We start from the raw sequence: 24,817 nt of genomic DNA, 5'->3' as shown, positions 1-24,817 counted from the left end.
AATTAATCTATTTCTTTAGCCAAGTCAAGCAACTAATTTTTTGTCCTCACAGGTTGATTTTTCTCAAGAAGTTTTTAAAATGATTTTTTTAGATGGAAAATATGCTTTTTCGTTCGTTTATTCAGATAAAAATTGGTTAATCATGAAGGCTAAGTGCAACGAATCTTTTATAAAAGTTAAAGATATTTTAGAAGCAATCCCTTATGGAGCCGCGTTTTTAGACGAAAACTTTCGGGTGGTATTTATAAATTCATTTTTAGAAGCTTTAACCGGATACAAGTCTGAGGAAGTTAAAGGGTTAGATATAAATCAAATAATAAAAACCAACGTTTTTAAAGAATTAACAGCTGGAATAAAAAAAGAAGAAAAACTTTCGATAGAAGGAGACATAATAGACGTTCACCGACGCAGAATACCGGTAAAAATTACTGTAACAAGATTTTCTCAGGGAGAAAATAGGTGGTTCATGTTGGTGCTTGAAGATCTTTCAAGGTTAAAGGAAAAATCTCTTTTCTTGCCTCAATTTGGAATGGAGTTCATTTTAGGCAACAGCCCAGCTATTTTAAAAATAAAAGAAATGTTGCCTATTTTTGCAACCTCTAATGCCACCCTTTTGATAGAAGGAGAAACAGGTACAGGAAAAGATTTTTTAGCAGAGGTAATACATAAACTTTCTCCAAGGGCAAACAATCCTTTTATCAAAGTAAACTGCGGTGCTCTTCCAGAGCCTCTGTTAGAGTCAGAACTTTTTGGCCATGTAAAAGGCGCCTTTACCGGAGCTAATGCTGACAAACCAGGAATGATAAAATTAGCCAATGGAGGGACACTTTTCCTTACAGAAATAGGAGACCTACCCTTTGCCCTTCAGGTGAAACTACTAACTTTTTTAGATGATAAAGAATTTTATCCGTTAGGTAGTTCCAAAAAAGTAAAAGTAGACGTAAGGGTGATTGTGGCAACCAATAAAAAATTAAGACAGATGGTTAAAGAAGGAAAATTTAGAGAAGATTTGTTTTATAGACTTAATGTGTTAAAAGTACAGCTTCCTCCCCTTAGAGAAAGAGGAGATGATATATTGATTTTAGCTGACTACTTTCTCAAAGAATTTTCTGAAAAAGCTCATAAAAAAATCAAAGGCTTTTCGGAACAAGTTTTAAAGGTGCTAAGGTCTTATAAATACCCTGGAAACATAAGGGAGCTAAAAAACATAGTGGAATATGCTGTTCACGTTTGTTCAGACGACTGGATTACAGAAAAACATCTTCCGGAATATCTATTTACTGCCATAAATGAAGAAGACCAACAAAAAACCTTGGCTAAAGATTGGTCCTCTTTAAAAACCCAAAAAAATGAAAGTTTTACTTGGGCAGAGTTCGAAAAAAAGAAAATTATCGAGGCGCTGACAAGTTGTGATGGTAAAAAGACTGAAGCAGCTAAAAAGCTAGGTTGGGCAAGAAGTACCCTTTGGAGAAAGTTAAAGAAATACGGGTTAGAATAAAATGAAAATATTGATTACTTTAGAAAAAGACCATGTAGCCCCAAGGTTTGACTTTACTAGAGAAGTTCTTATTGTAGAAAACAAGGGGGAAAAAGTAAGGACAGTTATTCTGCCACGTTCTTCTGCTGAAGAACTTTGCAGTTTTATTTTAGCAGAAAACATTGATCTTGTAGTTTGCGGGGGAATAGAAGAAACTTATTATCAGTATCTTTTATGGAAAAAGATAAGAGTAATAGATAGGGTCATAGGCCCTGCAAAGGAAGTTTTAAAAAGAGTTATCAAAAATAATTTAAAAGAAGGAGAAATCGTAAAATAAAAGTTCTTTTCAAGCCTATCTAAAACCAAAAAGCTTGGTAGTAATTTTTGAAAACTCTATTATAATTTTTTTATGCTGGATAAACAATACCTATCCCTTAAAGAGGCTTTAAACCTTCTTTTAGACAAAGTCCCGTTTAAAAATCTCTCTATCGAGGAAATCCCTATAGAAGAAGCCTATTTTAGGGTCTCTGTAGAAGACATTTTTTCTCCTGAAGACCTTCCTGGGTTTAGACGTTCTACGGTAGATGGTTTTGCCGTAAGAGCTCAAGACACCTTTGGGGCTAAAGATACCATGCCTGCTTACCTCATGGTAAAAGGTGAGGTGTTGATGGGAGAAGCTCCCTCTTTTGAGTTAAATCCGGGAGAGGCAGCTTATATACCTACCGGTGGCATGCTTCCTAAAGGAGCAGATGCGGTTGTGATGGTAGAACATGTAAACGTAGTATCCTCAGACCTGATAGAGGTTTTAAAACCAGTAGGTCCTTTAGAAAACGTTATCTTGGAAGATGAAGATATTAAAAAAGGAGATCTTGTTATCCCTGCAGGAACCAAACTTAAACCTCATCATATAGGAGGTCTTGCAGGGTTAGGCTTTACTAAAATAAAGGTAGTCTCAAAACCTAAAGTAGGAATTATTCTCACTGGAGACGAGATCATCCCTCATCATGAAAAGGTGTCTCCGGGGAAAGTTAGAGACATAAACTCCTTTACCTTAGCAGGAATAATTATAGAAGAAGGTGGAATACCTATTAAGTTTGGTATAGTCCAAGATGACTATCACGCCATAAAAGAGGTGGTTACCGAAGCCCACCGTCAAACAGACATAGTGCTTATTACCGGTGGAACCAGTGCCGGGACCAAAGACATAACCGCTAAAATAATAGAAGAACTTGGTCCTCCAGGGGTTCTCTTCCATGGGGTCTCTATAAAACCCGGAAAACCTGTTATCGCAGGGATATGCAACCATAAACCTGTGTTTGGATTGCCAGGACATCCTGTAGCTGTATACATCTGCTTCTTTCTTTTTGTTAGACCTGTTATGCAAAAATTGATGGGATTATCCTCTAAAAACTATACCCCTTTTGTCAAAGCTAAAATGGCTAAAAGTATCCAATCTCAAGCAGGTAGAACTGACTTTATCCGGGTTTATCTTGAGAAAAAAAACGGAGAACTTTACGCCGTCCCTCTTCTTTCTAAATCAGGGCTTATTATGTCGTTGGTTAAAGCAGATGGATTGCTAATCATCCCTGATGACCTCCTTGGAGTAGAAAAAGACGAAGAAGTAGAAATCTATCTTTGCTAATTTTTTCACAAACATTTTAAAAATCTTTCTGGTTAACTAATCTGAAAAGATACCGTTAACGAAATTTTCTTTATTTATCAATAAAAAGGAGGGGGGTTATGGTAAGGGCTATGCTTAGCTTTTTATTTGTCTTTCTTTTGATGTTAAGTCCGACTATTACTTTAGGTTTGGACCACGAATTAGGAGGCTCTGTAAGGCTACGTTATGAGTTATGGGACAACATAGTGTCTATGGGGTATCAAAATCTCACAAAGAATACCAATAAAGACCGTAATTTCTTAAGACTCAGAATACAGGCTTGGGATAAAATCACCTTTAACAACTCTACCTCCCTTTATGTAAGATTAGCTACAGAACCTAAGTATCACATGGGACCAAATTATCTGATCCTAAAGGATAATCAAGAAAGAAGGCATTTTGACCAGGATGAAATCTTTGTAGACAATCTGTATATAGACCTTAAAAAACCTTTCGGATTACCTGTTAACTTTAGGATTGGGAGACAAGATTTTCTTGGGAAAGATTTGTATGGAGAAGGCTTTTTGATTTCAGAAGGGACCCCTAACGATGGCTCAAGGTCCTTTTATTTTAACGCCTTTAAAACTACTTTACTTTTTAGCCCTAAGCATACGGTAGATATAGTCTTTGTCTCAAACCCTCAAAAGGATGTCTATCTTCCGGTAATCCATCCTTCTTATGATGACGGGAAAGATATAAATTATATCGACCATAAAAAAAGGCTTACAGGCTCTAACGAAAGAGGTTTTTGGGTTTATGGAAGACATACCCTTTCTGAGGCTTTAAAAGTAGAGCCCTATTATATCTACAAAAAAGAGGAAAAATCCCAGGTAATAAGTACCTCAAGTTATATCCATACCATAGGATTTAGGGCAGTTTACAAAATTGGCGATTATATGTTAAGAGGTGAGATTGCCAAACAATGGGGAGAATACCACACCGATACCGACAGGTCTGGCCTTGGAGGATATTTATTTTTAACCAGAAAGTTTGAAAAATGTCCTGTAAAGCCTGAAGTAGAAATAGGTTATGTCTATCTTTCAGGAGATGACCCTAAGACCAAGAAAAACGAAGGATTTAATCCACTTTTTTCCCGTGCCCCTCTTTGGAACGAACTTCTCTTTTATACCTATATTTATGAAACCTCCTCTAAAGGTGGGCCCATTCCAGGATACTGGACTAACCTAAAGGCTCCGATGATTACCGTAAAATTACATCCCTTTACAAACACCGAGCTTAAAATAAGCTATCAAAAACTTTTAGCAGATGAAAAAGCTACCTCTTCTCCTAAGGATATGTTTGGGAACGGTAAAAACAGAGGGGACCTTTTAGCCTTACTTTTAAGCCATAAATTTAACAATCAACTTTCTGGTTTATTACAGTATGAAGTCTTAAATCCTGGAGATTTTTACTACGACGATTCTCATACCGCAAACTTCTTTAGAGCTCAACTTCTCTACCAGTTTTAACCAGAGCTTTTATCCCTCCTTAGGGTTAGGCACTAAGGAGGGATTTCCTTTACATTTTTTGAATTAGGTTTACGACTTAAAGTAATTGTAAATCTTCTGAGAAAGTTTTTGTTGAGCCTCCCAGTCTCCAAATAAAAGGCCTTTACCTGTAAGGGATTTTATCAGTTTTATCAGATCTCCTGAAAGTTTAACAGGAGGTTTATATAAAAAGGGGGTTTGAGGAAGGGGAATAAAGGTGTGGGCATGAACCACCGCCCCTATCTTTACTAAGTCCTTTATAACCTTTATGGTTTGTCTAACATCCTCTTCTGTTTCATAGGGCAATCCAAAGATAAAATCTACTTTTGGAATTAATCCTGCTTTTACGGTTAATTTGACTGCCTGGTATACATCTGCTACGGTATGGCCCCTTTTACAAAGTTGTAAAATCCTTTCGCTACCTGACTGAGCTCCTATGACTAAATTATCGTTTGACGCGTAAGTTTTTACCAAAGAGATGGTCTCTGGGGTTACATGTTCAGGTCTTACTTCAGAAGGAAAACTTCCGAAAAAGATCCTGCCTTTATTTTTAAGCAAGCCCTTTATTCCTTTTAACAACTCCTCAAGGCGTTCTAAGTTTATGGTTTTTCCATCTTCTGAACCGTAGGAAAAGGCATTTGGGGTGATAAACCTTATATCGGTAAGTCCTCTTTTAAAAAGCATTTCAACCGTAGATAAAACCTTATCTATGGACCTATGTCTTACTTTGGTTCCAAAAATCCTTGAGGTTTGACAAAAGTTACAGGCAAAAGGACACCCTCTGGTAATTTCTAAGGGACCAAAACGCTTAAACCGTGGGCTAAAAGGTAAAAACTGGTCAAGATTAACATACACTTTCCGAGGATTTACCTTTACTTTTCCAGTTATATCTTTAAAAGCTATGCCTTTTACTGCTTCAAAAGACTTTCTATTGAGTATACATTCCAAGAGGTCAACAAAGGTTTGTTCTCCCTCCCCTAAAACCACACAATCTGCACCTGCTTTAAGCACCCTTTTAAAATCTCCGGTAGGATGAGGACCTCCAGCACAAACTAAAACCTTATCTTTATAGAGATTTTTAAGTTCTGTAATGATAGAAATTATCTCCCAAGCCTGTGTGGTAAAAAAAGAAAAACAGGCTAACTGTAAAGGATAGGTTTTGAGACCTTCTGAAATCTCTGAAAATAACTCCTTTTTATTCTTAGCAAAAGAGACTTCAATCTCAGAAAGTATTTCTTCTTTGGTTTCTAAGCTTCCTAAAAGAGCGGTTAGGCTGTATTTATTTTGAGGTAGGTCTAAAAAAACAATTTTAAGTGTTTTCACCCTGAGTTTTAATATCCTTTAGGATTTCTTCAAGCTGAATCATAAAGTAGTCTATCTCTCGGTAATTGATGATAAGAGGAGGAGAAAGTCTTAAAACATTAGGCTTGGGAGTAGTGGTTAAAATCCTTCTTTTTAATAGTTCCTGATAGATGGGTTTTACCTCTATGGTAAACTCAACACCTATCAACAGACCTTTTCCTCTTATATGTTTGATAAGATCTGGATATTCTTCCTGATAAGCCCTTAATTTTTCCATGATAACTTTACCTTTAAGTTCTACCTCTTCAAGAAAGGTTGGGTCCGAGATCATTTCAATCACTTTACAGCCTACAGCACAGGCTATAGGATTCCCTCCGAAAGTAGAGGCATGGCTACCAGGGGTTAAAAAATCTATTACTTCTTTTTTCGCAATCATGGCCGAAAGAGGAAGTCCGTTGGCTAAGGCCTTGGCAAGACACATCACATCAGGCTCTATCCCATAATGTTCATAAGCAAAAAGCCTTCCTGTCCTCCCTAACCCTGTCTGGATTTCATCAAAGATTAACAGAGCAGAATATTTTTGGCAAAGCTCTTTAGCCTGAGCTATAAACTCTTGGGTTAACGGATAAACTCCACCTTCTCCCTGGATAGGTTCCATAATTACAGCACAGACGGTTTCATCAAAGGCTTGTTTTAATCCTTGCAAATCGTTAGGCTCAACCAAAACCACTCCTGGGACTAAAGGTTCAAACCCTTCCCAATATTTAGGCTGACCTGTTACCGAAAGAGAACCTAAAGTCCTTCCATGAAAGGAATTCTTTAAGGCAATAAACTTATATTTAGAGCCCCCGAAATTTTGATAAGCCCAGCGTCTGGCAAGTTTTAAGGCTGCTTCAACTGCCTCAGTACCACTGTTTGCAAAAAATACCTTATCTCCAAAGGATAGTTCTACCAACTTTTTGGCAAGCCTTACCTGAGGTTCGGTGTAATAAAGGTTTGAAGTATGCCATAAACATTCGGCTTGTTCTTTTAAAACCTGAACAAGTTGAGGATGGGTATGTCCTAAATTACAAACAGCAATCCCTGCAGTAAAATCTAAATATTCTTCTCCCTTATCTGTAAAAAGTCTTGTGCCTTCACCTCTAACAAACACAATAGGTTCTCTTTTATAGTTAGGAGCAAGATAAACTTCTCCAAGGTCTGCAAGATAACTCATCTTTCTCTCCTTTTTAAAGGTTGATAATTTCTTCTATAGCAACTTTTTTCAACTCTACCTTTCTTCCTAAAAACATCTCGGCAATCTTTCCAAAATAAGCGGTTAAATCGGAAACAAAAATTTCTAACCCGTTTGTCTCTAAGGTTGACTTAAACTCTGGATGTTCTTCTATAAAATTGGCTACGTTAGAAGCTACCTCCTCTGAGGGATCTACCAGTTTTATTCTTTTCCCTGCCTTTTCCTGGATAAGTTTTTTAATGATAGGATAATGAGTACACCCCAAGATTAAAGTATCTATACCTCTCATTTTAAGAGGAATCAGGTATTTTTTTACTATCCTTCTGGTTTCAGGTTTTTTAAGCCACCCTTCTTCTATAAGTGGCACAAGTAAGGGAGCTGGGTTCGAATAAAGCTTTATCTCCGGGTCTTTTTCTGCAAAAAGCCTGTCATATACCTTGCTTCCTACGGTTGTCCTGGTACCGATCAGTCCTATTTTTTTATTTTTGGTGAGCCTGAGGGCCTTTTCCATAGAAGGGGTAACCACCTCAAAAAAAGGAACCTCTGGGAAGGTCTGCTTTAATACTGGTATAGCGGTACTTGAAGCGGTATGACAAGCAACTACTATTATCTTAGCTCCAAGCTTCAGTAAAAACCTCGTGTTTTCAACGGCATACCGGGTAACTGTTTCTGGGCTTTTGGTCCCATAGGGAGTTCTTGCGGTATCTCCAAAATAAACTATCTTGTAATCTTTTATCTTAACTAAGAGCTCTTTTACTACCGTAAGTCCACCTAAACCTGAATCAAATACTCCTATCATTTCCCCATCCCGAAATAAAATTCAAGGCTTGCACCTACGGCCGTAAGCACAGCCAACCAAAGGGCCATTTTTATAAACTGGTCTCTGTTTAATCCTTTTTTAGTGAATTTAGCTAAAAGTCCGTTAAAAATGATCGTAATCCCTAAACCATAAAGTCCGCTTCCTATAAATATCTTTCCAGAATCCCATAGGGTTTTCATCAAATCTAAAGGATAGATCCTTAAGCTAAGGAGCACCCATAAAACTATAGCAGCAAAAACCTTAGGTTGTAAAAGCCATCGCAAGTTCATTTTTTAACCCTTAAGTTAATTTTTTCAAGTATAGGTTTTGAGGCATTAGCCTTAAAAAAGGCTTGAGTTCCTTTACCTTCACAAATTTTAATAAAAAGCTGATCAACGTCTCTTACTATGGCTCCACAAAGCCAAGTTACTGGGGTAAACCTGAAAACCTCAGGACAAAGAGGTGTGGTCGGGCCCATCAAAACCACCTCAGGTACCCCATAAAGGCCCTCTAAAACCTGCTCTAACGTCTTGTTAACCAAGGTTGAAGAAGTAATTATAGCCAGCTTAATTTTATCTTTGATTTCTGCTAAAGAAAAAGTTCTTATGTCTTCCTCTTTTTCTAATACCCAGACCCTTTTAACCTTACCTTGAAGTTTGCGAAGCACAGGTTCAAATCTCCCTACCATAAGGACTTCATCTTTATAGTCAAGCTTGATGATTGAAAAAAGGTCTCCTTCTACACCATCTTTTAGATTTTCTTTCTTTCCAGAAAAAATAGCATTGATGGTTGCAAGTCCTACGATCGACTCAATCTGGTTAGGAGAAAGATAGCCTTTTATCGCTATGTCTGCAGGTAATTTCCAAAAGTTGATACTATCATTCAACTCGCAACAATTCTTAATTTCAGGCAAAAGAGTATAAGCAAGCCCTGTCCCACACCTTTCTACCTCAACCATCGTATAATGAAGACCTATTACCATTCTCTTTATTTTTTTAGCCCTGGCATATGGAAGAGCTCTTTCTACAAGCTCGGTATAAATTCCCATCTATCAGACCAACCCTAAGCTATCTTATCCTAAAGACCCTTTCAAGTATCTGGTCTGCCAATTTTTGTAAGAGCTCCTTTTTCCCAGGTAATTGAAACAACTCGGTCAAATCCTCACACGAGGAAAGCTCCTCTATAAAGGGCATTTCAAAAAGAAAAGGTAATTTAGTTTTTTCTAAAAATTCCTTAAAAGCCTCTTGTTGTTCAAAAACCCCAGAAAAATTCTTGATTACCCCTAAAACTGGCACATGTTTTTCTTTTAAAATACCTACAGTCCGCAAGGCATCTGCCAAAGCCATTTTGTTGGCAGTGGTAACCAGCACAAAACCCTCTGGGGCAAAAAGGTCAAGCATGGTAAGAAAGATGTCCCCGGTACCAGGAGGCAGGTCAAGAACTAAAAAATCAAGAGGACCCCATTCAACCTTCCCTACAAGCTCCTGCAAAAGTTTAGAAGCCATAAGCCCTCTCATAAAAACCGGCTCTTTTTCAGAAACCATAAGGGCTAAGCTCATTACCTTCAACTGAAAAGGACCTAATACCGGCTTTATTTTTCCAAATTCGATCAAAGGGGGGGTATTTTTCAAACCTAAAGCAAAATTAACGTTAGGACCGTAAAAATCCAGATCAAACAGCCCAACCAAGTATCCGTTAGCTTTTAAACCAAGAGAGATAAGGGTTGAGACAGTGGTTTTTCCTACCCCTCCCTTACCACTTCCCACAGCCAAAACAAACCTAACATCCCTTAAACCGGTATGTTTTTTTAGTTCTTCCCTTAAGGCTTGTAAATCTTTAGTAGGACAAATTTTTTCTTCCATAAACCATCCAATCCCTAAAGATTTCTTAAACCAAGGACATCCTGCATTCCATAAACCCCAGGCTCTTTACCAACCACCCAAATCGCAGCTTTGATAGCCCCTCTGGCAAAGGTTTCTCTTGAGCTTGCTTTATGGGTAAGCTCTATTCTTTCTCCTATACCGGCAAAAAGCACCGTATGTTCTCCTACGATGTCTCCTCCTCTTATCGTTTGTATTCCTATTTCCTTAGGAGTCCTTTCTCCTATGATACCTTCCCTACAAAACCGATAATCCTTATCGCTCCTACCTAAAGCCTGAGCTATTACGTTGGCCAACTTCAAAGCCGTCCCACTAGGGGCGTCTTTTTTCATCCTATGATGGGCCTCTATGATTTCTATGTCATAACCTTCAGCAAGAACTTTAGCGGTAATCTCTACCAACTTGCAAAGCAGATTAACTCCCATACTCATGTTGTAGTCCTGAACTAAAGGAAAGTTTTGTTTAGCCAGTTGATGGATCTCTTCAAGTTCTTCTTTGGCAAAACCTGTAGTTCCCAAAACATAAGCCTTTTTGTACTTAGCGTTGATTTTTATGTTTTCTAAAGAGGCTTTATGAAAGGTAAAATCTATGATTACATCCCCCTTTTCTATCACCTTCTCCAAACTTCCTTCTATGACGATACCTGTTTTTGGGAGACCTACCACTTCTCCTACGTCTTTTCCTACAGCAGGATGTTCGGGATGTTCAAAAGCCCCTACTAAATCTATTTCAGAGTTATTAAAAATAAGGTTAATGAGGGTTTTACCCATCCTACCTGCAGCACCTGCTACTATAGCTTTTACCGGCATTTTGTCCCTCCTTTTGTTTGTTTTTTAGTGGTTTCCCTTCCTCCCTCTGGAGGAAAAGGAATTTGTCAACAAGGCCGAATTCCTGCCTTAGAAAATAACTTAACCAAAACTAACCAAACTACAACTATCCCTAAGATTACTAAAATCCCGTCTAAATTCATAAAACGCTCTCCTGCTTATTTTTAAAAAATTCTTCTAAACATTCTGAAAAAACTTGAAAAAGGGGTTCCTCTATCTCTTTTCCCTCTACGAAACGATAAAACTTAAGGAAAAGATCCTTTTCATCTAACCTTTGAGTCTTATCTAAATGCCAATCGATACCTAATAAACTCCACTCCTTTTCTTCTTGCTTAACCTCCTCTTCATATTTTAATTCAAGAAGATTGGGGAAAACCTTTTTTAACCGCTCATACGGATAGGCAACCGGGGTTTTGTCTTTTAAAATTATCCTTACGAAACTCTCATCACGTTTAAGTATAAGATCCTTAAAATAGCCTTCGTAGGTTTTTAATTGATAAGGAGGGTCTATAAAGATTTGTTCGTAGCTCACCTTTTGTTTTTCCAAAGAAATAAACCAAAACCCTTTCTTATGGTTAGCCTCGTCAAAACTATAAGGCATAAGGCTACCTGAATAAAAAATCTTGGGGTTATGGGTCTGAGGCCTATTAAGGGCCTGAAGCCTATGAAGATGTCCGAAAAGACAGAGATCAAAACATTCAAAGAGACTTAGCGGAAATATTTCTTCATTTCCTACTGTATTTTGCCATCTACCTCTTAAAACCTCTTCTCCAGAAAAAACTGCACTGTCTACTGCTAAATGCCCTACCAAAACCGCAGGTCTTCTTATTTCTATCTTAGAAAAGAGAAAACTTAAAAGTTCTGGCACAGACACCTGATCCTTTTCTTCTAAAAAGTCTAAAGCCTCTTTAGGGAACAAATCTTTTACAAGAGAGATCAACTCAAACACAGAAAGATGGGGGAGCAAATAAAAATAAACTCTCTCTCCGTTTTTCTCCCATACAAAGGGATTTACAAAAAAAGACAGGTCGTCTGCTAAATAGATTTTTTCGGCCTTAAAAAATTCTTTAAAAAGGCTGATCCTTTTGGAATCATGGTTCCCTAAGATAAAAAGGATGGGAACCTTGGTTGAAGCCAACATCCTAAGAACTTCTTTATAACCCTTTAAGGTCTCATAATCTGGAATAGGTTTATCCACTATGTCTCCTGACACCACGATAAGGTCAGGGTTTTGTTCTTTTAACAGAGGAAGAAATGTTTTTTCAAAAAAGGTGACCTGATAATCTATTAATTTTTTGTTGTTGACGGTTTTTCCTAAATGCCAGTCAGAGCTGTGTAGAATCTTCATCGATCCTCAAGTTTGTTTTAGGTTTAAAATGTTGAGCAACGATAAATATCTCTCTGCTTTCTTTTCTTGAACTCTTAGGTTTAAAAAGTTTAACACCTTTGAAGTATTTTTCAATTTGTTTTTTAAGTTGAGGAAGCTTCTGACCTTCAAAAACTTTAGCTACAAAGTGTCCACCAGGTTTTAAAACTTTCAAAACCAGGTCTAAAGCCTTTTCGACTAAACTTACAGACCTTACATGGTCCCCAAACTTATCTCCGGTGGTCTTAGGTGCCATGTCACTAACGATTACGTCAAACTTATCTATTCCCAAAGCTAAAAAGTCTTGAGAAGTTAACTCAAAAACGTCTCTTAGCAAAAAAGTAAAATTAGGAGAACTTATTTTAACCCCTTGCAAGTCAACCCCTATAACCCTACCCTCTTTCCCCACAAGTTTACACAGATATTTAGACCAAGACCCAGGAGCTGCCCCTAAATCAAGCACCACATCTCCCTTTTTTACCAATCGACAAGCCTCTTGGATTTCCATCAGTTTATAGACTGAACGGGCTGGATACCCTGCATCCTTTGCCTTTTTAGCCCATGTATCAAACCAAGGATTGTTACCCATAAGCCTCCAGAAGTTTAGTGATATTTTTTTACTTCGTTTATCAAATACTGCAAAGCCTCAAAGGCTTCGTATCTATGTTTAGCCAAGATAGTAAATCCTGTAACCCTATCTCCTACCTTTAAGAATCCTTGGTTATGATAGATGATTACCTCTATCAAACCAAACTTTTCTATGGTATTTTTTCTTATGTCTTCGAGATGGTTAAAAACCTCATCTTTGATAAACATCCCTTCTGCAGGAACTACCTCTCCTCCCTTTAGATCATACTCTCTTACAAATCCGTTAAACTCAACCATGCAACCAAATTTTCCTAAAAGTTTTTTAGTCACCTCTTCTTTTTTGTCTAAATAGGCCTGATACTCTTTAAAAACCATAAAACACCTCCTATTTATTTTTTCTTTTTAGCTCTTTGATAAGGGCTTTAGAGTATCTTTCTTCTTCACTAAAGATACACCCACAATAAGACTGCCTATAAAGTTCAAGGGTTATAGCCTCTTCCTGACCAAGTTTATACCCTTTTCTAAAATCTTCATAAAAAAAAGGGATCCGATATTTATGGCTCAGGTCTTCAGCTATTTCTTTTATAAGATTGTGATTTTGGTATATACTATAAAGTAAGGTTGTAGTAAAGGCTTCTACCTTTAATTCTAAGGCTTTTTTTACCGTTTGTCTAAGCCTCATCACATAACAGCGTTCACATCTTTTTTCAGGATTTTCACAAACCATAAAGGTTTCTTTTACAAAAAACCTAAGACCATAAGTTTTGTCCCAGATTATTTTTATCCCTCTTAGCGTTTCTACCTGCTCTAAGGCTTTAATCCTTGCTTTAAACTCTCGATAAGGTTGAATATTCGGGTTGTAAAAATACCCCAAAACCTCTATCCTTTTTTCCTTAAACCAAGACAGTGGATAAAGTAAACAAGGGCCACAGCAAACATGAATTAATATCATAAGTAAATAATACAACAATTTTAGTAAAAACCAACTATTTTAAATCTACAACCTTGTTTCAAGACCTATCCAGCCTAAAGGCTAAGACTTGGAGAAGTTAGGTTGTCTCCAAATTATTTTAAGGACTACAGGAGGAAGAAAGGTAGTAATACAAACGACAAACACCATTACCGCATATAACATTTCGTCATAAACTCCACTTATCCTCCCAAACTCAGCAAAAATAAGGCCAACTTCTCCTCTTGGTACCATAGAAAAACCCACGCTTAACCTTTCTTTCAAATCACCTTTAATCATCAACCCTACAGCAAGTTTTCCTAAAATAGCTACCACCGAAAGAATAAGACTTAAAAACCAAAAGGTAGCAGAGGAAAAATCTATCACTTTAAGGTTAAGTTGAAGTCCTACGTAAACAAAAAAGATAGGAGTAAAAAGATCCAATAAAGGTTGAAGAGAAGTTTCTATCTTGTTAACGATTTCTTTATCGGTATTTAGTGTGATGGCAAAAGGAATGGTAAACCTGCGAGAAAAGGCAATTCCTGCGGTAAAAGCTCCTAAGATTTCTGGAGACCCTATTTCATGAGCAGCATAGGCAAAAAACAACATCAAAGCTACCACAACAGAAGGAACAAAATCTACGGTAGACAACCTATTAGCTATGAACGATATGATATGGGCTAAAAATTTTCCCAAAACCGGAGCTATCAAAAAAAAGGTTGCGATATATGTCATAAACAATAAAGTATTTTTTATCTCTACCGTTTGGGTTTTTGAAAACTCAAAAAGAATAGATAGAACAACTACCCCAAAGATATCATCAAGTACCGCTGCTCCTAACACTATTTGGGAGAATCTTTCGTTAAGTTTACCTAAGTCTTCAAGTACCCTTATGGTTATACCTATACTTGTAGCTGTAAGGGTACCTCCTATAAAAAGGGCTTGGGTGAGATTTAAGTCAAAAACAAACAGAGAAACACTCATACCTAACAAAAAGGGGAAAACTGCCCCGATTAGAGCCACCTCTAAGGCCCAAAAACCCACCTTTTTTAGCTGCTTTAAGTCTGCCTCAAAGCCTATATGAAACAACAAAAATATGATCCCAAGTTCTGCTAAAATTTGTATTACCTTGTTAACAGGAATTAATCCTAAGACACTCTGACCAAGCAAAACACCTACTAAAATTTCTCCTATCACCGAGGGAATACCAAACTTTGCAAAAATATCTCCTGTCAATCTTGCCAAAAACAAGATAATCCCAATGTACAAGAAAAGCACATGAATTTCTAAGTTTTCCATCTATCTAAACCTCTTTAGATATTACAAACTTTAAGGTTCAAACTCTTTTAAATAAGCCTGAGCTTTTGCCAAATCCTCTTCCTTACCTATCAAAATTAACACATCCCCTTCTTCTATTTTTTCTTCAGGAGAGGGATTTATCAAAAAATCAGGGCCTTTTTTTATGGCTATGATGGTAACCCCTGTTTTCGATCGAAGTCCCAACTCTTTTATAGACTTCCCTGCCAATCTATATCCCTTTTTAACTAAAAAGTTCTGGATATTTTCTCCTTTTAAAAATTCAAGCCCTTCTAAGAGTTCCAATTTTAAATCTTGGACGTTTCTAAAGGCGCTATAATGTTTACTTCTCAAGTTCTCTAAAAGTTCATAGATAACGTTTTTAGGAACTTTGTAGGTCTCTAAAACTTTAGCAAACATCTCTATAGAAACCTCAAACTCCTCAGGTATCACCTCATCAGCTCCTAATTTTATCAACTCTTCTATCTCAGCTACAAACTTACTTCTTACTATGATGTAAAGCTGTGGATTTTCTTTTTTAGCTATAGAAACGATCTTCCTGGTTGCTATGACATCCCCCATAGACACTACCAAAGCTTTAGCCTTTCTTATCCCAAATTTTAACATTATTTCTCTGTTGGTGGCATCTGCAAAGTATATGACTTCTCCCTTTTCTCTATGCTTCTTAACTGTATTAGGGTTCATTTCTAAAATAACGTAAGGTATTTTTAAGGTCTTTAATCCATAGACGATGTTTTTACCTGCTACCCCAAATCCTACAACTATCGTATGATCTTTTAACTCGGCTTTCTCTTCTTTTATCTTCACAGCCTTTATCTTTTGATAACGAACATACAGCTTAGAAGAAATCTTTGACAGAATAAATTCAGTAAGACTGTGACTAAACTGAATCCAGAAGGGGGTTATAAATAAAGAAGCGATAGAAGCCCCCATAAACACCTGATAGAACTCTTCAGATAAGAAGCCCATCCTCTTGCCTTCCAGGGCTAAAACAAAAGAAAACTCTCCTATTTGTAAAAGATAAAAGGTAGTTAAAAAAGCCACTCTTAGGCTTCTGTTAACCAGTAAGGTCGCTATAAAAATACCTATAAACTTAACCAGCAACATAACCCCTAACAGCACCAACGTGTTTAAGAAATTATTTAAAAGAAAAGTAGGATTCAACAAAAGCCCTATTGACACGAAAAATATAGCCATAAGGAGGTCTTTTAAAGGTTTAATTTCAGCTATACTTTGATAGGCATAGTCTGATTCAGAAATCACTAAACCTGCTAAAAAAGCCCCCAAGGCCAGAGAAAGGCCTATTTGATAGGAAAAAAAGGCTGTTCCTAAAGCAAGACTCAAAAGAGCCATCAGAAAAAGCTCACGACTTTTGGTTTTAACTATCTGATGGAAGATATAAGGAACTGCATAATAAGCAACCAAAAACAAACCAATAAGGAAACCAAAAGATTTAAAAATTGTAAAAAATAGGCCTCCTAAACTACCTTTATTTCCCGCCAAAATAGGTAGCATTAACATTATAAACACAACAGTTAGATCTTGAAAAATTAATACCCCAAAAGAAGAGCGACCATAAGGAGAGTTAATCTCTCCTCTATCCATCAACATCTTAAGCACCAAAGCAGTGCTACTCATAGCTACGAGAAATCCATAAAAAACCCCGTTTGAAAAGGAAGTCTTTAAAAATACTAAGCTTAATCCCGAGATCAAAAATAATGTTAAAAATACCTGCAGAAACCCTGTCAAAATAACTTCGTTGCGGTAGGCTATCAATTTTTTGATAGAAAACTCTATGCCTATGGTAAACATTAAAAAAATAACTCCCATCTCAGCCAAGGTTTCTATTAAGTGAACATCTTTTAAAAGACCTATACCATAAGGGCCAACTAAAATCCCAGCAATTAAGAACCCTATGACAGAGGGAATTTTAAGTTTGGTGGTTAACCAGACAACAGGAATACACCCTAAAAAAATAAGCAAAAAACTTTTTAAAACTTCAATCAAAACTTCCATGATTATAAAATTATAACTAAAAAAACAAAAAAAGTAAAAATTTGTAAAGAATAAACCTCAATTCTTGGAATTTTAACAAGAGGCCCTGCCTCGTTGAGAAGCAGGGCTATTTTAGTTGATTAAAGAACTATGTTTTCTTCGTCTGGAGTGAGGATTTTTTCTAACTTGATTTTAAAAATCAAGTCTTCTCCTGCTAAAGGTGGGTTTAAGTCTAAAACTATTTCCTCTTCGGTAACCTCTAAGATGGTTGCAGGAAAGGTCATCTCTCCTTGAGGGGTATCAACGATGAGGTTTAACATCAAGCCTGGCTCTGGAGCTACATCCAAACTTAAGGCCTCTTTAGGGATAGACCTAACCAAATTCTCATCCTTGGGACCAAAGGCCTTTTCTGAAGGAATAAGCACCTCTTTTTCTTCTCCCTCTTCCATCCCGATCACCGCTTCAGAAAGTCCAGGTATAATCTCAGCAGAGCCAACCTGGAAGATAAAAGGTTCTCCATCATAGGTGTTTTCAAAAACCTCACCGTTTTTAAGTTGACCTACACAATGAATGCTTACTACATCTCCTAACTGAACCTTACGCATAACTAAACTCCTTATTTTTTATAAAATGATAGAAGCTGAAAGACAAGAGGATCGGACTCTTGAATCTCTCACCCTTCTACCTTAATTAAAAAAGGTAACACATAAGAAGAAAAAAACAAGTCTTTTTAAAGTTATTAGAAGTTAATGAGAATTCTTTAAGACTACCAAACAAAAACAAGCAATAATCTCTTTATTCTCCTCTAAAAGTAATCCTTCAGCACTTCTGGCTTTTATCCCTACATCAAAAGGGGAGATCCCTGTAAGCTCTGCTATACGAGTTTTCATCAACTCATAATATGGGCTTAACTTAGGCCGGTCACAAACAAAGGTAAGGTCTATCTGATGGACAGCATAACCTTTTTCTTTTATTCTTGAAAGTGCTTGTTTTAAAAGTTCAGTACTATCTATATTTTTATACTTTGGGTCTTTATCAGGAAAAAGACTACCTATATCAGGTAAACCTGCAGCAGAAAGCATAGCATCTATAAGTGCGTGAAGCCCAACATCGCCGTCTGAATGTCCGAAAAGGCCCTTTTCAAAAGAGATTTCAACCCCGCACAACTTCAGAGGTCTCCCTTCAACCAAACGATGCAAGTCAAAACTAAAACCAAAACGCAAACTTTTACCCCTTATAAAAACTTGCTTTTCTAAAAAATATAACATCTAAAAGGTTAAAAACCAAGAAATCTCGAAAAACATATTAAACTTTCTTTCTAAAAAAATGAGCTTTACAAGTTAAGTGTCCCATTTAGGCAAATTTTTGGTTGAACCTTTAGGCAAACACGGTATAATTTGAATTTAAACTAAAAAAGGGGCTTCTTTGGTTAAAAAAGGTTTAGACCCAGACAGAAGGGCTTTAGTTTTATTGATAGGCACCAATCCTCTGGCAAATTATGTGATCCCCCTTTATTTTAAAACCTTTCATCATTATCGAAATTTTGTTTTTATCTTTTCCGAAGATAACCAGGTACAAAAAGGTACCCAAATTTATGCTGAAAGGATAAAAAACCTTCTTCATCTAACCTCTCATCAGGTATTTTTTGTTTCGCTAAAAGACATAGGTAATGTACAGCAGATTATCGAAGACCTTGATATGGTGGGCATCTGGGAAAAATTTGATGAGGTCCATCTCAACTACAAACCTGGGACTAAACCCATGGTAGTTGGGGTCTATAACTTTTTAAAAAACCTTTATCAGACTCGGTTTTCAGCTTCTTACTTAGATACAAGAAGGTTTAAAATCGTATATGACAGCGGAGACATCTTTCCGGTAATAGGAGACCTGAGAAATTATCTTTTTCTTGACATTAAAACCTTACTTAAGTTGTCTCTTTATGAAAAGTTAAAAGCAGATAGCTGGGAAGATTTCAAGTTTAAAGAAACCTTAAAAACTATTAAAAAAGTAGTGATAGAAGAAAACAGAATAGAAGAGTTTTTGTCCTGGCTTGAAAACCCTTTTAGAAAAATTTTTAAAAACGATAAAGACCTTTTTAAAACAGCCAAAAGGTTTAAAGACCATCTAAAAAAACCTGAAATAAAAACCTTTATAGAAAACTTAGAAGCATCTACCCCTTATTTTGTCTGGGAAATACTGGAAAGTTTACCAGAAGGGAAGAAACTTACTGAGGGAAGAAGCCTCTGGGTTCCACCTGAAAACCTTGGTAAAGAAGCCCTTAAACAAAGGATTAAGGATTCTATAGAATTTTTGGATGGCCTTTGGCTTGAATGGTATGTATATGGAGAATTAAAAGAAAAACTTGAAGACCTTGGGCTTAAAGAAAAACTTCAGTTTGGCCTTTCTCTTAAGGCTCAAAAAGACTCAAAACCTTTTGAACTGGATTTTTTTATCATAAACGGCTATCAGTTGATAGGTATCTCTATAACAACAGAGGACAGGTCTAACATCTGCAAGCTTAAGGGTTTTGAGATTATACATAGGGTTAAACAGATAGGAGGAGAAGAAGGGAGAGCTTTCCTGATCACTGGATTGCCAAAAGAAAAAGTCAAAGAAACCCAGAAAGACCTTGCCTTTGTAGACGGAAGTTTAGAGTCAAAAATCGTGATCTACGGAAGAGAAGACTGGAAAGAAATAGGCCTTAAACTTATAGACGAAATTTTTTAATCACCTTTTAGCTTAAGAAGTTCTTCCACCACCCTTCTAAGCCTTATAAAACCTTCCTTAGACCCTCCATGGTCGGGGTGCAATACTTTAGCTCTTTTTCTAAAAAGGCCTAATATCTCTTTTTTATTAGCTTTTTTTATTTCTTCTATAGACACCTCAAGATAATACGAGGCTTCTTGATAAATCTTTTCAATCGAAACAAAAATCATAGGCTCTCTCAGATAACCCCTATGTTTTTTAAAATCCTCATCAAAATATAACCAAAGATATCTACAAAAATAATTGTTTAAAAGCTCTCCTTTGTTTAATCCCATACAAAAACTTTCATCCTCTAAAACTTGACAAAAATTTTTTAAAAACAAAACATCTACCTCTTCTACTTTCATCTTATAAGGTAGTCTTAACACCCCAAAAATTGCCCTTACATACTTTATTTTTTCTCTATAAGGCAGTTCATCCTCCATATCCCAGAAAAAGTTTTCAAGCTCATCTCTTGATTTTTCCATAAGTTTTTTTAAAAAAGGAAAGGGTTGAGAAAGAAACTTATCTGTTTCAAGGACTCCAAGCTTTAAAACCAAATACCTTTTTATATCAAAGGGATGTAACACCTCTAAATTAAGTGGCTTTTTAGATTGTTTTCTTGTTTTAGGTTTTTCAAACTGAAGGATGACCCTTTGAGCTTCAGGGCTTAAAAACCTAAAAAATAGTTTTTCTAACTCATGTTGGTCGGTAGGATATCCTAAAGATTCTAAAACCTCCTCTAATTCTATAGAAAAGGCTATATCACTATAATAGGTGATGTATTTCTCTGGATTAGTCCCTAAGTTTAATATAAGTCTGCTTCGCCAGTAGGGAGGGTCATAATAAGATTCTTTAAGGCTATATTCATAACCTCCCAAAATCGGTCTTCTTGCTATATACATAATTTTATGTAGCTTTTCAGACTAAAAAACATATTTTAGCAAAAACCCTGTTTGGTAGTACTTCCATCCAGAGGTCGTTCCTGCTGCGTAGTTTCCGCCTTCTATGGACATTTCCAAGTTCAGTTTTTCGTTAAGTTTAATCCCTAAGGTACCTGTACCTCCGTAAGCCTTATCATAAGACCAAAGTCCATAACGCCTAAAGGTTTGATGACCGATAAAGGGTTCCAAATAAACGTAAACTTTGGGGTTTTCGTAATAAATGGTTAAAAACAACTGATTTGACCAAAAATCATCAGGGTCAAAATATCCGTTTCTCATCTGTTTCTTAAAGTCTAAATAAACCACCCTATATCCAAGGCTTACTGCAGGATTACCAAAGTTAATCTTATAACGAAAAGAGGCTTGGATAGAGTCTGCCTGATTTTCATCTGAATACCAACGGTGATTATAATTAGCATATAAAGAAATACGGTCTGTAACCGACTGATTGACAAAATAGTTTATAGATAAAACCTTTATCACATCTTCCATAAGTTCTGCAGTATCTGTCAAGACACTTTTATTAACATTTAACCCCACACTACCTCTACCAGCCAACAGATTTAACCCAACCCCTCCCACCACAAAAGTTTCATCTTTTCCTCCTTGGGAAACACCAAAGGAAACAGAACCCCACAGAGGGTTGGTTAATCTCTTCCCTACTTCAAAAATTAATTCATCGGAATAAGAGGTTCGCAGTTCATCTGAACCCTCCCTATAAACATAATTACCAACCACCCTAAGGTCTTTTAGATAGGTTTCAAACCCTAACCTATAAGTATAAACTTCATTTTCGTCGGTATCATGGAAATAAGAAAATCCTGTTAAGACAGCAGGACTAAAGATAGATTTTTTATACAACTCAAGGTCTTTTACGTCTTTTTCCTGATAAGGATACCCCGGTTTTAAAAGTTTAAAATTTTCCTCTAATTTAGAGGGTATCCTTAAACTACCATAAGCATAAGCCTTACCCAACCTGGCATCAAAATCGTCCCTTTTGACAAGAATTTGATCGTACAGCTCTAAAGCCTTATCAGACCTTCCCAAAAACCTCAAAGCATTAGCCTTAACCAACAAAGCTTCTTCATCAGCAGGATCTTTTTTTAGCAGAGCATCTACCATACTTAAAGCCTCTATCTGTCTTCCTTGCCAAGAAAGAACCCTTGCCAGCTGTAGGATTGCCCTACGATTTTGAGTGTCTTTTTTCAAAACCTCTCTTAAAATCCCCTCTGATTCCTTTAGTTTTCCTCCCCAAGAAATTCTGGTAGCCATAGTAATAAGCTCTTCTATCTCATAATCTTTATACAACCTAAGAGCCTCTATGTACTCTTTAGAAGCTTTTTTGATCTCTCCTTTTTTAAACAGCTCATCCCCTGCTTTTTTATGCTGAAAGGACTGTTCCTTGTTTTTATCTTGAGGAGTTAAAACCACGGTTTCAGCCAAACCATATCCTTGTCCTAAAAACCATAAGGTTAAAATTAAGATTAAAACACCAAACTGCTTCATAGGTTCTCTCCTTTCATAACCAAGTTTTTAAAGTCTTCTAAACTAAAATAATGGTTTAAATTAAACCTTGGGATAAACTGGAAATTTAAGGCAGGGTTATAATAGGTTCTCTCTATGGTTTCTTCTTCAGACATAAAGATATGTTTAAACCCAAGCTTTTTCAAAATCTTAACATGCTCGGAGGTTAGCCTTTCTCCAAAAGGAGACGAAAAGGTAGTAATCTCTATTTTTAGGTGTTTAAAAGCCTCTTCTTTAAACCTTAAAAGATCCTCTTCGAACTTTTTCAGGCTCAACTTTTTACTCCAGTTAGGGAAGTGAAAATCATAGCTATGACATCCTATTTCAAGAAGGCCTTCGTCAAGGATTTCTCTGTATTCATCCCAACTTATAAACCAGCCTTTACCAACTTTACTACCTATAACATTCATCACCACCTTAAACCTGTACTCTCTTAAAAGCGGATAGGCATATTCTAAAAAGGTATAACTCCCGTCGTCAAAGGTAAGCATAACCTTTTTTATTTTTTTTGCCACACTTGAGTCTAATTCCTGTGGCAAGAGGGTCTCAAACCCTGATGAGTAAAGAACTTCCATCTGAGAAAAAAACTCCTCAGGGGTAACGGTATAAGATGTAAGAGGTTCATAGGCTATCTCATGATAAAGTAAAACCGGAAAACTTTCCTCTTGAAAGGCCTTTTTTTCCTCATAAGAAAAAACCAAAGAGTTTGAGGTCAAACTTCCAAGACTTGACAAAAGCAGTAATTTTAACGTCTCTCTTCTGCTAATTTTTCTCATTTTTTAAGTACCTTTGTAAGATAAAGTAACTCTTTTTTAGACGAGTATGAAAAGAGGGGACTTCCCATTTTTCCCAAACATACGTATTAATTTTATCTTTTTCTAAAGGGTTAGGCCTGAAATCAAGTATTTTTAAAGCTGTTGGAGGCTTAAACGGATTAGGCTTGTAACTTATCACCACCACCCGGATACCGTCAGACTCCTTCCAAAGGATGTCATTTTCCTTCCAAAACATTTTTCTTGAGCTTGGGTCTGAAAAATTTAAGAGCTCCCAAGGTAGCCTGATCTCGATTAGATTATCTTTTACATAGAAATCTGCTAAACTATCAAAATCTGGATTTTCTGGCTTAAGGCTACCAAACCTTAGGCTACTTAAGTTGTAAAACTTTGGACCAAAAAGTTTTTTAAAATCTTTGGTAACCCTTCTCATGTTGGTCTTACATAATATCAAGTTCCATTTTCCTGCAAGGCTTTTTTGCGGAAAAACCTCTCCTTTAGGAGAAAAAAACTTCTCATGGGAAAGCATTTTATTATAAGACGAGGCTACAAGTAATCTAGAATCTTTTTTTCCGGTAATATGCAACAAAAATTTTAACCCCACAGGAGAAATAAGGTTGATACCTGCAGGAAAAGAAAATTCGCCATATTCTTTATGTCCAGTATCTATCCCGACAAAAAATTGAGTCTCTTTCAAATTGATCTTTGTTGAGACCTCTACCAGGATGTACAAAAAACCCTCATCATTGGCAAGTCTTATCGATTTTATCTCTCCTTCTTTGTTTAGAGGGCTAAGGTTTTTATAAGCTATGAAAGCTTCTTCCCATTCTTTAAGTTCACCAGATAAAGAAACTATCTTTTTAGGATATCCAGGATATACTTCAAGAAGTCCATAGTTTTCCTCTGGGTCCTGCAGGTTAAACCATAAAGGCTTTCTATCTCTTGGCAGATAATACTTCATAAAAAGCCAGTTTACTTTAAACCATTCGTCAGCCCAGCTAAAAATCGCATATCCTGCACATTTTGCCTTTTCAATGTCTTTAATCATCTCTACCAAGATTCTTCCTTGTTCAACCTCATTTTTTCCACCATGGGTCCAACCATGGACTTGCCAGTGAGCAGAAGCTCTACTGGTAGGTATACCAAACTCTGCGATTAACAAGGCTTGACCTTTATGATGTTCTTTGAGACGCTTTAAGTAAGCCAAATAAGGTCTTTTTTCTGTTAAAAATTCATAGTTCATAAAATCTGGATAGTAGGGATAAACGTGATATGAAGAAAAAAAACAGTTAAAAGAGCTTTTTATTTTATAGGTATCAAAAACCTCCATGTCCTCGTTTTCGTTACATTTTTTTAAGTTAGGTTTTATCCCGATAAAAAAAGATTCTTCATCTTCTATGTTGCTTTCTGTAGGATGTTCTATAGGGTCAAGGGGTATCCAGTTTACCACAGAAACCAACGGTAAATGCCCATAGGTCTCATAAGAATAGTTTAAAAGATAGTCTAAAATTTGGGTATTCCACACCTCAAAGGGATTCCCTTTTTCTATGTAAAGATACTTTCCATAGAAATATTTATCTTTTCTCTCATGACGTTCGTTATACCCTTTGACACTTGTCAAGAGAATTGTGTCTCCTTATAAAATCTCTTTACAAACATTTGCCTCAATTCGTATAAAGCAGACTTAATTAAAGGAAGTGGTTTTTGCCATCTCGTTTTCTGAATCCGACTTACTGTTATGTATATCGCAACCTCTGCTGTCTTGATTGATTGAAAATATCCCCCTGTATTTACCCTTATCAGCTCTATCCTGCTATTTATATTCTCAACCACATTCGTCGTGTATATATACCTCCTCACCCCCTCAGGATATTTCTTATAAACAAAATAATGCTCCTTCTTTTTCAAAAGTCCCTTTATATAAGCTGGATACTTCTTCTCATAACTCTT

25 protein-coding genes are annotated in these 24,817 nt (G+C 36.5%); 5 read left to right on the top strand and 20 right to left on the bottom strand.

What is annotated here, in order from left to right; translation table 11 throughout:
- Positions 1 to 79 precede the first annotated feature (79 nt).
- The 4 genes from G580_RS0106870 to G580_RS0106855 all read left to right on the top strand — a co-directional run bounded on the left by G580_RS0106870 (position 80) and on the right by G580_RS0106855 (position 4,606).
- Positions 80 to 1,498, top strand: coding sequence for a sigma-54 interaction domain-containing protein (locus G580_RS0106870; protein WP_211211376.1), 1,419 nt, complete (start codon positions 80 to 82; stop codon positions 1,496 to 1,498).
- A 1-nt stretch (position 1,499) separates the two neighbouring features.
- Positions 1,500 to 1,814 carry a NifB/NifX family molybdenum-iron cluster-binding protein gene (locus tag G580_RS0106865; protein WP_028841556.1) on the top strand — a complete coding sequence of 105 codons (315 nt, stop codon included), beginning with the start codon at positions 1,500 to 1,502 and terminating at the stop codon, positions 1,812 to 1,814.
- Between the two features lie 72 nt (positions 1,815 to 1,886).
- The gene (locus G580_RS0106860; RefSeq protein WP_028841555.1) at positions 1,887 to 3,119 is read left to right on the top strand and encodes a molybdopterin molybdotransferase MoeA; all 1,233 of its coding nucleotides are present in this window, start codon (positions 1,887 to 1,889) and stop codon (positions 3,117 to 3,119) included.
- A 98-nt stretch (positions 3,120 to 3,217) separates the two neighbouring features.
- The gene (locus G580_RS0106855; RefSeq protein ID WP_028841554.1) at positions 3,218 to 4,606 is read left to right on the top strand and encodes an alginate export family protein; all 1,389 of its coding nucleotides are present in this window, start codon (positions 3,218 to 3,220) and stop codon (positions 4,604 to 4,606) included.
- 69 nt (positions 4,607 to 4,675) lie between these two features.
- Here the strand turns inward: G580_RS0106855 and G580_RS0106850 are convergent, their stop codons facing one another.
- From G580_RS0106850 to ispF, 15 genes are all read right to left on the bottom strand, one after another.
- Positions 4,676 to 5,947, bottom strand: a complete 1,272-nt coding sequence (locus G580_RS0106850; RefSeq protein ID WP_051173222.1) for a TIGR04013 family B12-binding domain/radical SAM domain-containing protein — start codon at positions 5,945 to 5,947, stop codon at positions 4,676 to 4,678.
- Positions 5,934 to 7,142: an aspartate aminotransferase family protein gene (locus G580_RS0106845; protein WP_028841552.1), complete on the bottom strand. Its 1,209-nt coding sequence runs from the start codon at positions 7,140 to 7,142 to the stop codon at positions 5,934 to 5,936. The genes G580_RS0106850 and G580_RS0106845 overlap by 14 nt, the downstream gene beginning before the upstream one ends.
- 13 nt (positions 7,143 to 7,155) lie before the next feature.
- Positions 7,156 to 7,959 (bottom strand): glutamate racemase, encoded by an 804-nt coding sequence (murI, locus tag G580_RS0106840; protein WP_028841551.1) that lies wholly within the window; start codon positions 7,957 to 7,959, stop codon positions 7,156 to 7,158.
- Entirely contained in the window at positions 7,956 to 8,249 is a 294-nt protein-coding gene (locus tag G580_RS0106835; protein WP_028841550.1) for a hypothetical protein, read from the bottom strand. Before G580_RS0106835 ends, murI begins: the two co-directional genes overlap by 4 nt.
- Positions 8,246 to 9,007 carry a Rossmann-like domain-containing protein gene (locus G580_RS0106830; RefSeq protein ID WP_028841549.1) on the bottom strand — a complete coding sequence of 254 codons (762 nt, stop codon included), beginning with the start codon at positions 9,005 to 9,007 and terminating at the stop codon, positions 8,246 to 8,248. The genes G580_RS0106835 and G580_RS0106830 overlap by 4 nt, the downstream gene beginning before the upstream one ends.
- 19 nt (positions 9,008 to 9,026) lie before the next feature.
- Positions 9,027 to 9,821, bottom strand: a complete 795-nt coding sequence (locus tag G580_RS10360) for a P-loop NTPase (protein WP_051173219.1) — start codon at positions 9,819 to 9,821, stop codon at positions 9,027 to 9,029.
- 14 nt (positions 9,822 to 9,835) lie between these two features.
- Positions 9,836 to 10,648: a 4-hydroxy-tetrahydrodipicolinate reductase gene (gene dapB, locus G580_RS0106820; RefSeq protein ID WP_028841548.1), complete on the bottom strand. Its 813-nt coding sequence runs from the start codon at positions 10,646 to 10,648 to the stop codon at positions 9,836 to 9,838.
- A gap of 157 nt (positions 10,649 to 10,805) precedes the next feature.
- A complete protein-coding gene (locus G580_RS0106810) occupies positions 10,806 to 12,014 on the bottom strand; it encodes a metallophosphoesterase family protein (RefSeq protein WP_028841547.1) in 1,209 nt (402 codons plus the stop codon).
- Entirely contained in the window at positions 11,992 to 12,621 is a 630-nt protein-coding gene (locus G580_RS10355; RefSeq protein ID WP_038041796.1) for an RlmE family RNA methyltransferase, read from the bottom strand. The genes G580_RS0106810 and G580_RS10355 overlap by 23 nt, the downstream gene beginning before the upstream one ends.
- A 14-nt stretch (positions 12,622 to 12,635) precedes the next feature.
- On the bottom strand, positions 12,636 to 12,995 hold the full coding sequence (locus tag G580_RS0106800) for a molybdenum cofactor biosynthesis protein MoaE (RefSeq protein WP_028841546.1): 360 nt from the start codon (positions 12,993 to 12,995) through the stop codon (positions 12,636 to 12,638).
- Between the two features lie 10 nt (positions 12,996 to 13,005).
- Positions 13,006 to 13,572 (bottom strand): epoxyqueuosine reductase QueH, encoded by a 567-nt coding sequence (locus G580_RS0106795; protein ID WP_028841545.1) that lies wholly within the window; start codon positions 13,570 to 13,572, stop codon positions 13,006 to 13,008.
- Between the two features lie 81 nt (positions 13,573 to 13,653).
- A complete protein-coding gene (locus tag G580_RS0106790) occupies positions 13,654 to 14,868 on the bottom strand; it encodes a cation:proton antiporter (RefSeq protein WP_028841544.1) in 1,215 nt (404 codons plus the stop codon).
- Positions 14,869 to 14,898: 30 nt separating this feature from the next.
- Positions 14,899 to 16,902, bottom strand: a complete 2,004-nt coding sequence (locus G580_RS0106785) for a monovalent cation:proton antiporter family protein (RefSeq protein ID WP_038041794.1) — start codon at positions 16,900 to 16,902, stop codon at positions 14,899 to 14,901.
- A gap of 119 nt (positions 16,903 to 17,021) precedes the next feature.
- Entirely contained in the window at positions 17,022 to 17,486 is a 465-nt protein-coding gene (locus G580_RS0106780) for an FKBP-type peptidyl-prolyl cis-trans isomerase (protein WP_028841542.1), read from the bottom strand.
- Between the two features lie 141 nt (positions 17,487 to 17,627).
- On the bottom strand, positions 17,628 to 18,104 hold the full coding sequence (ispF, locus tag G580_RS0106775; RefSeq protein ID WP_028841541.1) for a 2-C-methyl-D-erythritol 2,4-cyclodiphosphate synthase: 477 nt from the start codon (positions 18,102 to 18,104) through the stop codon (positions 17,628 to 17,630).
- 202 nt (positions 18,105 to 18,306) lie between these two features.
- Between ispF and G580_RS0106770 the strand changes: the two genes are divergently transcribed.
- Entirely contained in the window at positions 18,307 to 19,608 is a 1,302-nt protein-coding gene (locus tag G580_RS0106770; RefSeq protein ID WP_028841540.1) for a hypothetical protein, read from the top strand.
- Here the strand turns inward: G580_RS0106770 and G580_RS0106765 are convergent.
- The 5 genes from G580_RS0106765 to G580_RS0106745 form a co-directional block, all read right to left on the bottom strand.
- Positions 19,605 to 20,531, bottom strand: coding sequence for a hypothetical protein (locus G580_RS0106765; protein WP_028841539.1), 927 nt, complete (start codon positions 20,529 to 20,531; stop codon positions 19,605 to 19,607). The two genes, G580_RS0106770 and G580_RS0106765, sit on opposite strands and share 4 nt — an antisense overlap.
- A 21-nt stretch (positions 20,532 to 20,552) precedes the next feature.
- A complete protein-coding gene (locus G580_RS0106760; RefSeq protein ID WP_028841538.1) occupies positions 20,553 to 22,076 on the bottom strand; it encodes a BTAD domain-containing putative transcriptional regulator in 1,524 nt (507 codons plus the stop codon).
- Positions 22,073 to 22,870 carry a polysaccharide deacetylase family protein gene (locus tag G580_RS0106755; protein WP_028841537.1) on the bottom strand — a complete coding sequence of 266 codons (798 nt, stop codon included), beginning with the start codon at positions 22,868 to 22,870 and terminating at the stop codon, positions 22,073 to 22,075. Before G580_RS0106755 ends, G580_RS0106760 begins: the two co-directional genes overlap by 4 nt.
- Positions 22,857 to 24,488: a hypothetical protein gene (locus G580_RS10350; RefSeq protein WP_051173215.1), complete on the bottom strand. Its 1,632-nt coding sequence runs from the start codon at positions 24,486 to 24,488 to the stop codon at positions 22,857 to 22,859. The genes G580_RS0106755 and G580_RS10350 overlap by 14 nt, the downstream gene beginning before the upstream one ends.
- The coding region (locus G580_RS0106745; RefSeq protein ID WP_028841536.1) for a transposase at positions 24,485 to 24,817 on the bottom strand (333 nt) is incomplete at its 5' end. The genes G580_RS10350 and G580_RS0106745, both read right to left, overlap by 4 nt.

The sequence above is a fragment of the Thermodesulfobacterium hveragerdense DSM 12571 genome, from assembly GCF_000423845.1.
Classification (GTDB): domain Bacteria; phylum Desulfobacterota; class Thermodesulfobacteria; order Thermodesulfobacteriales; family Thermodesulfobacteriaceae; genus Thermodesulfobacterium; species Thermodesulfobacterium hveragerdense.
This window is presented reverse-complemented; position numbering and strand designations above follow the sequence as displayed.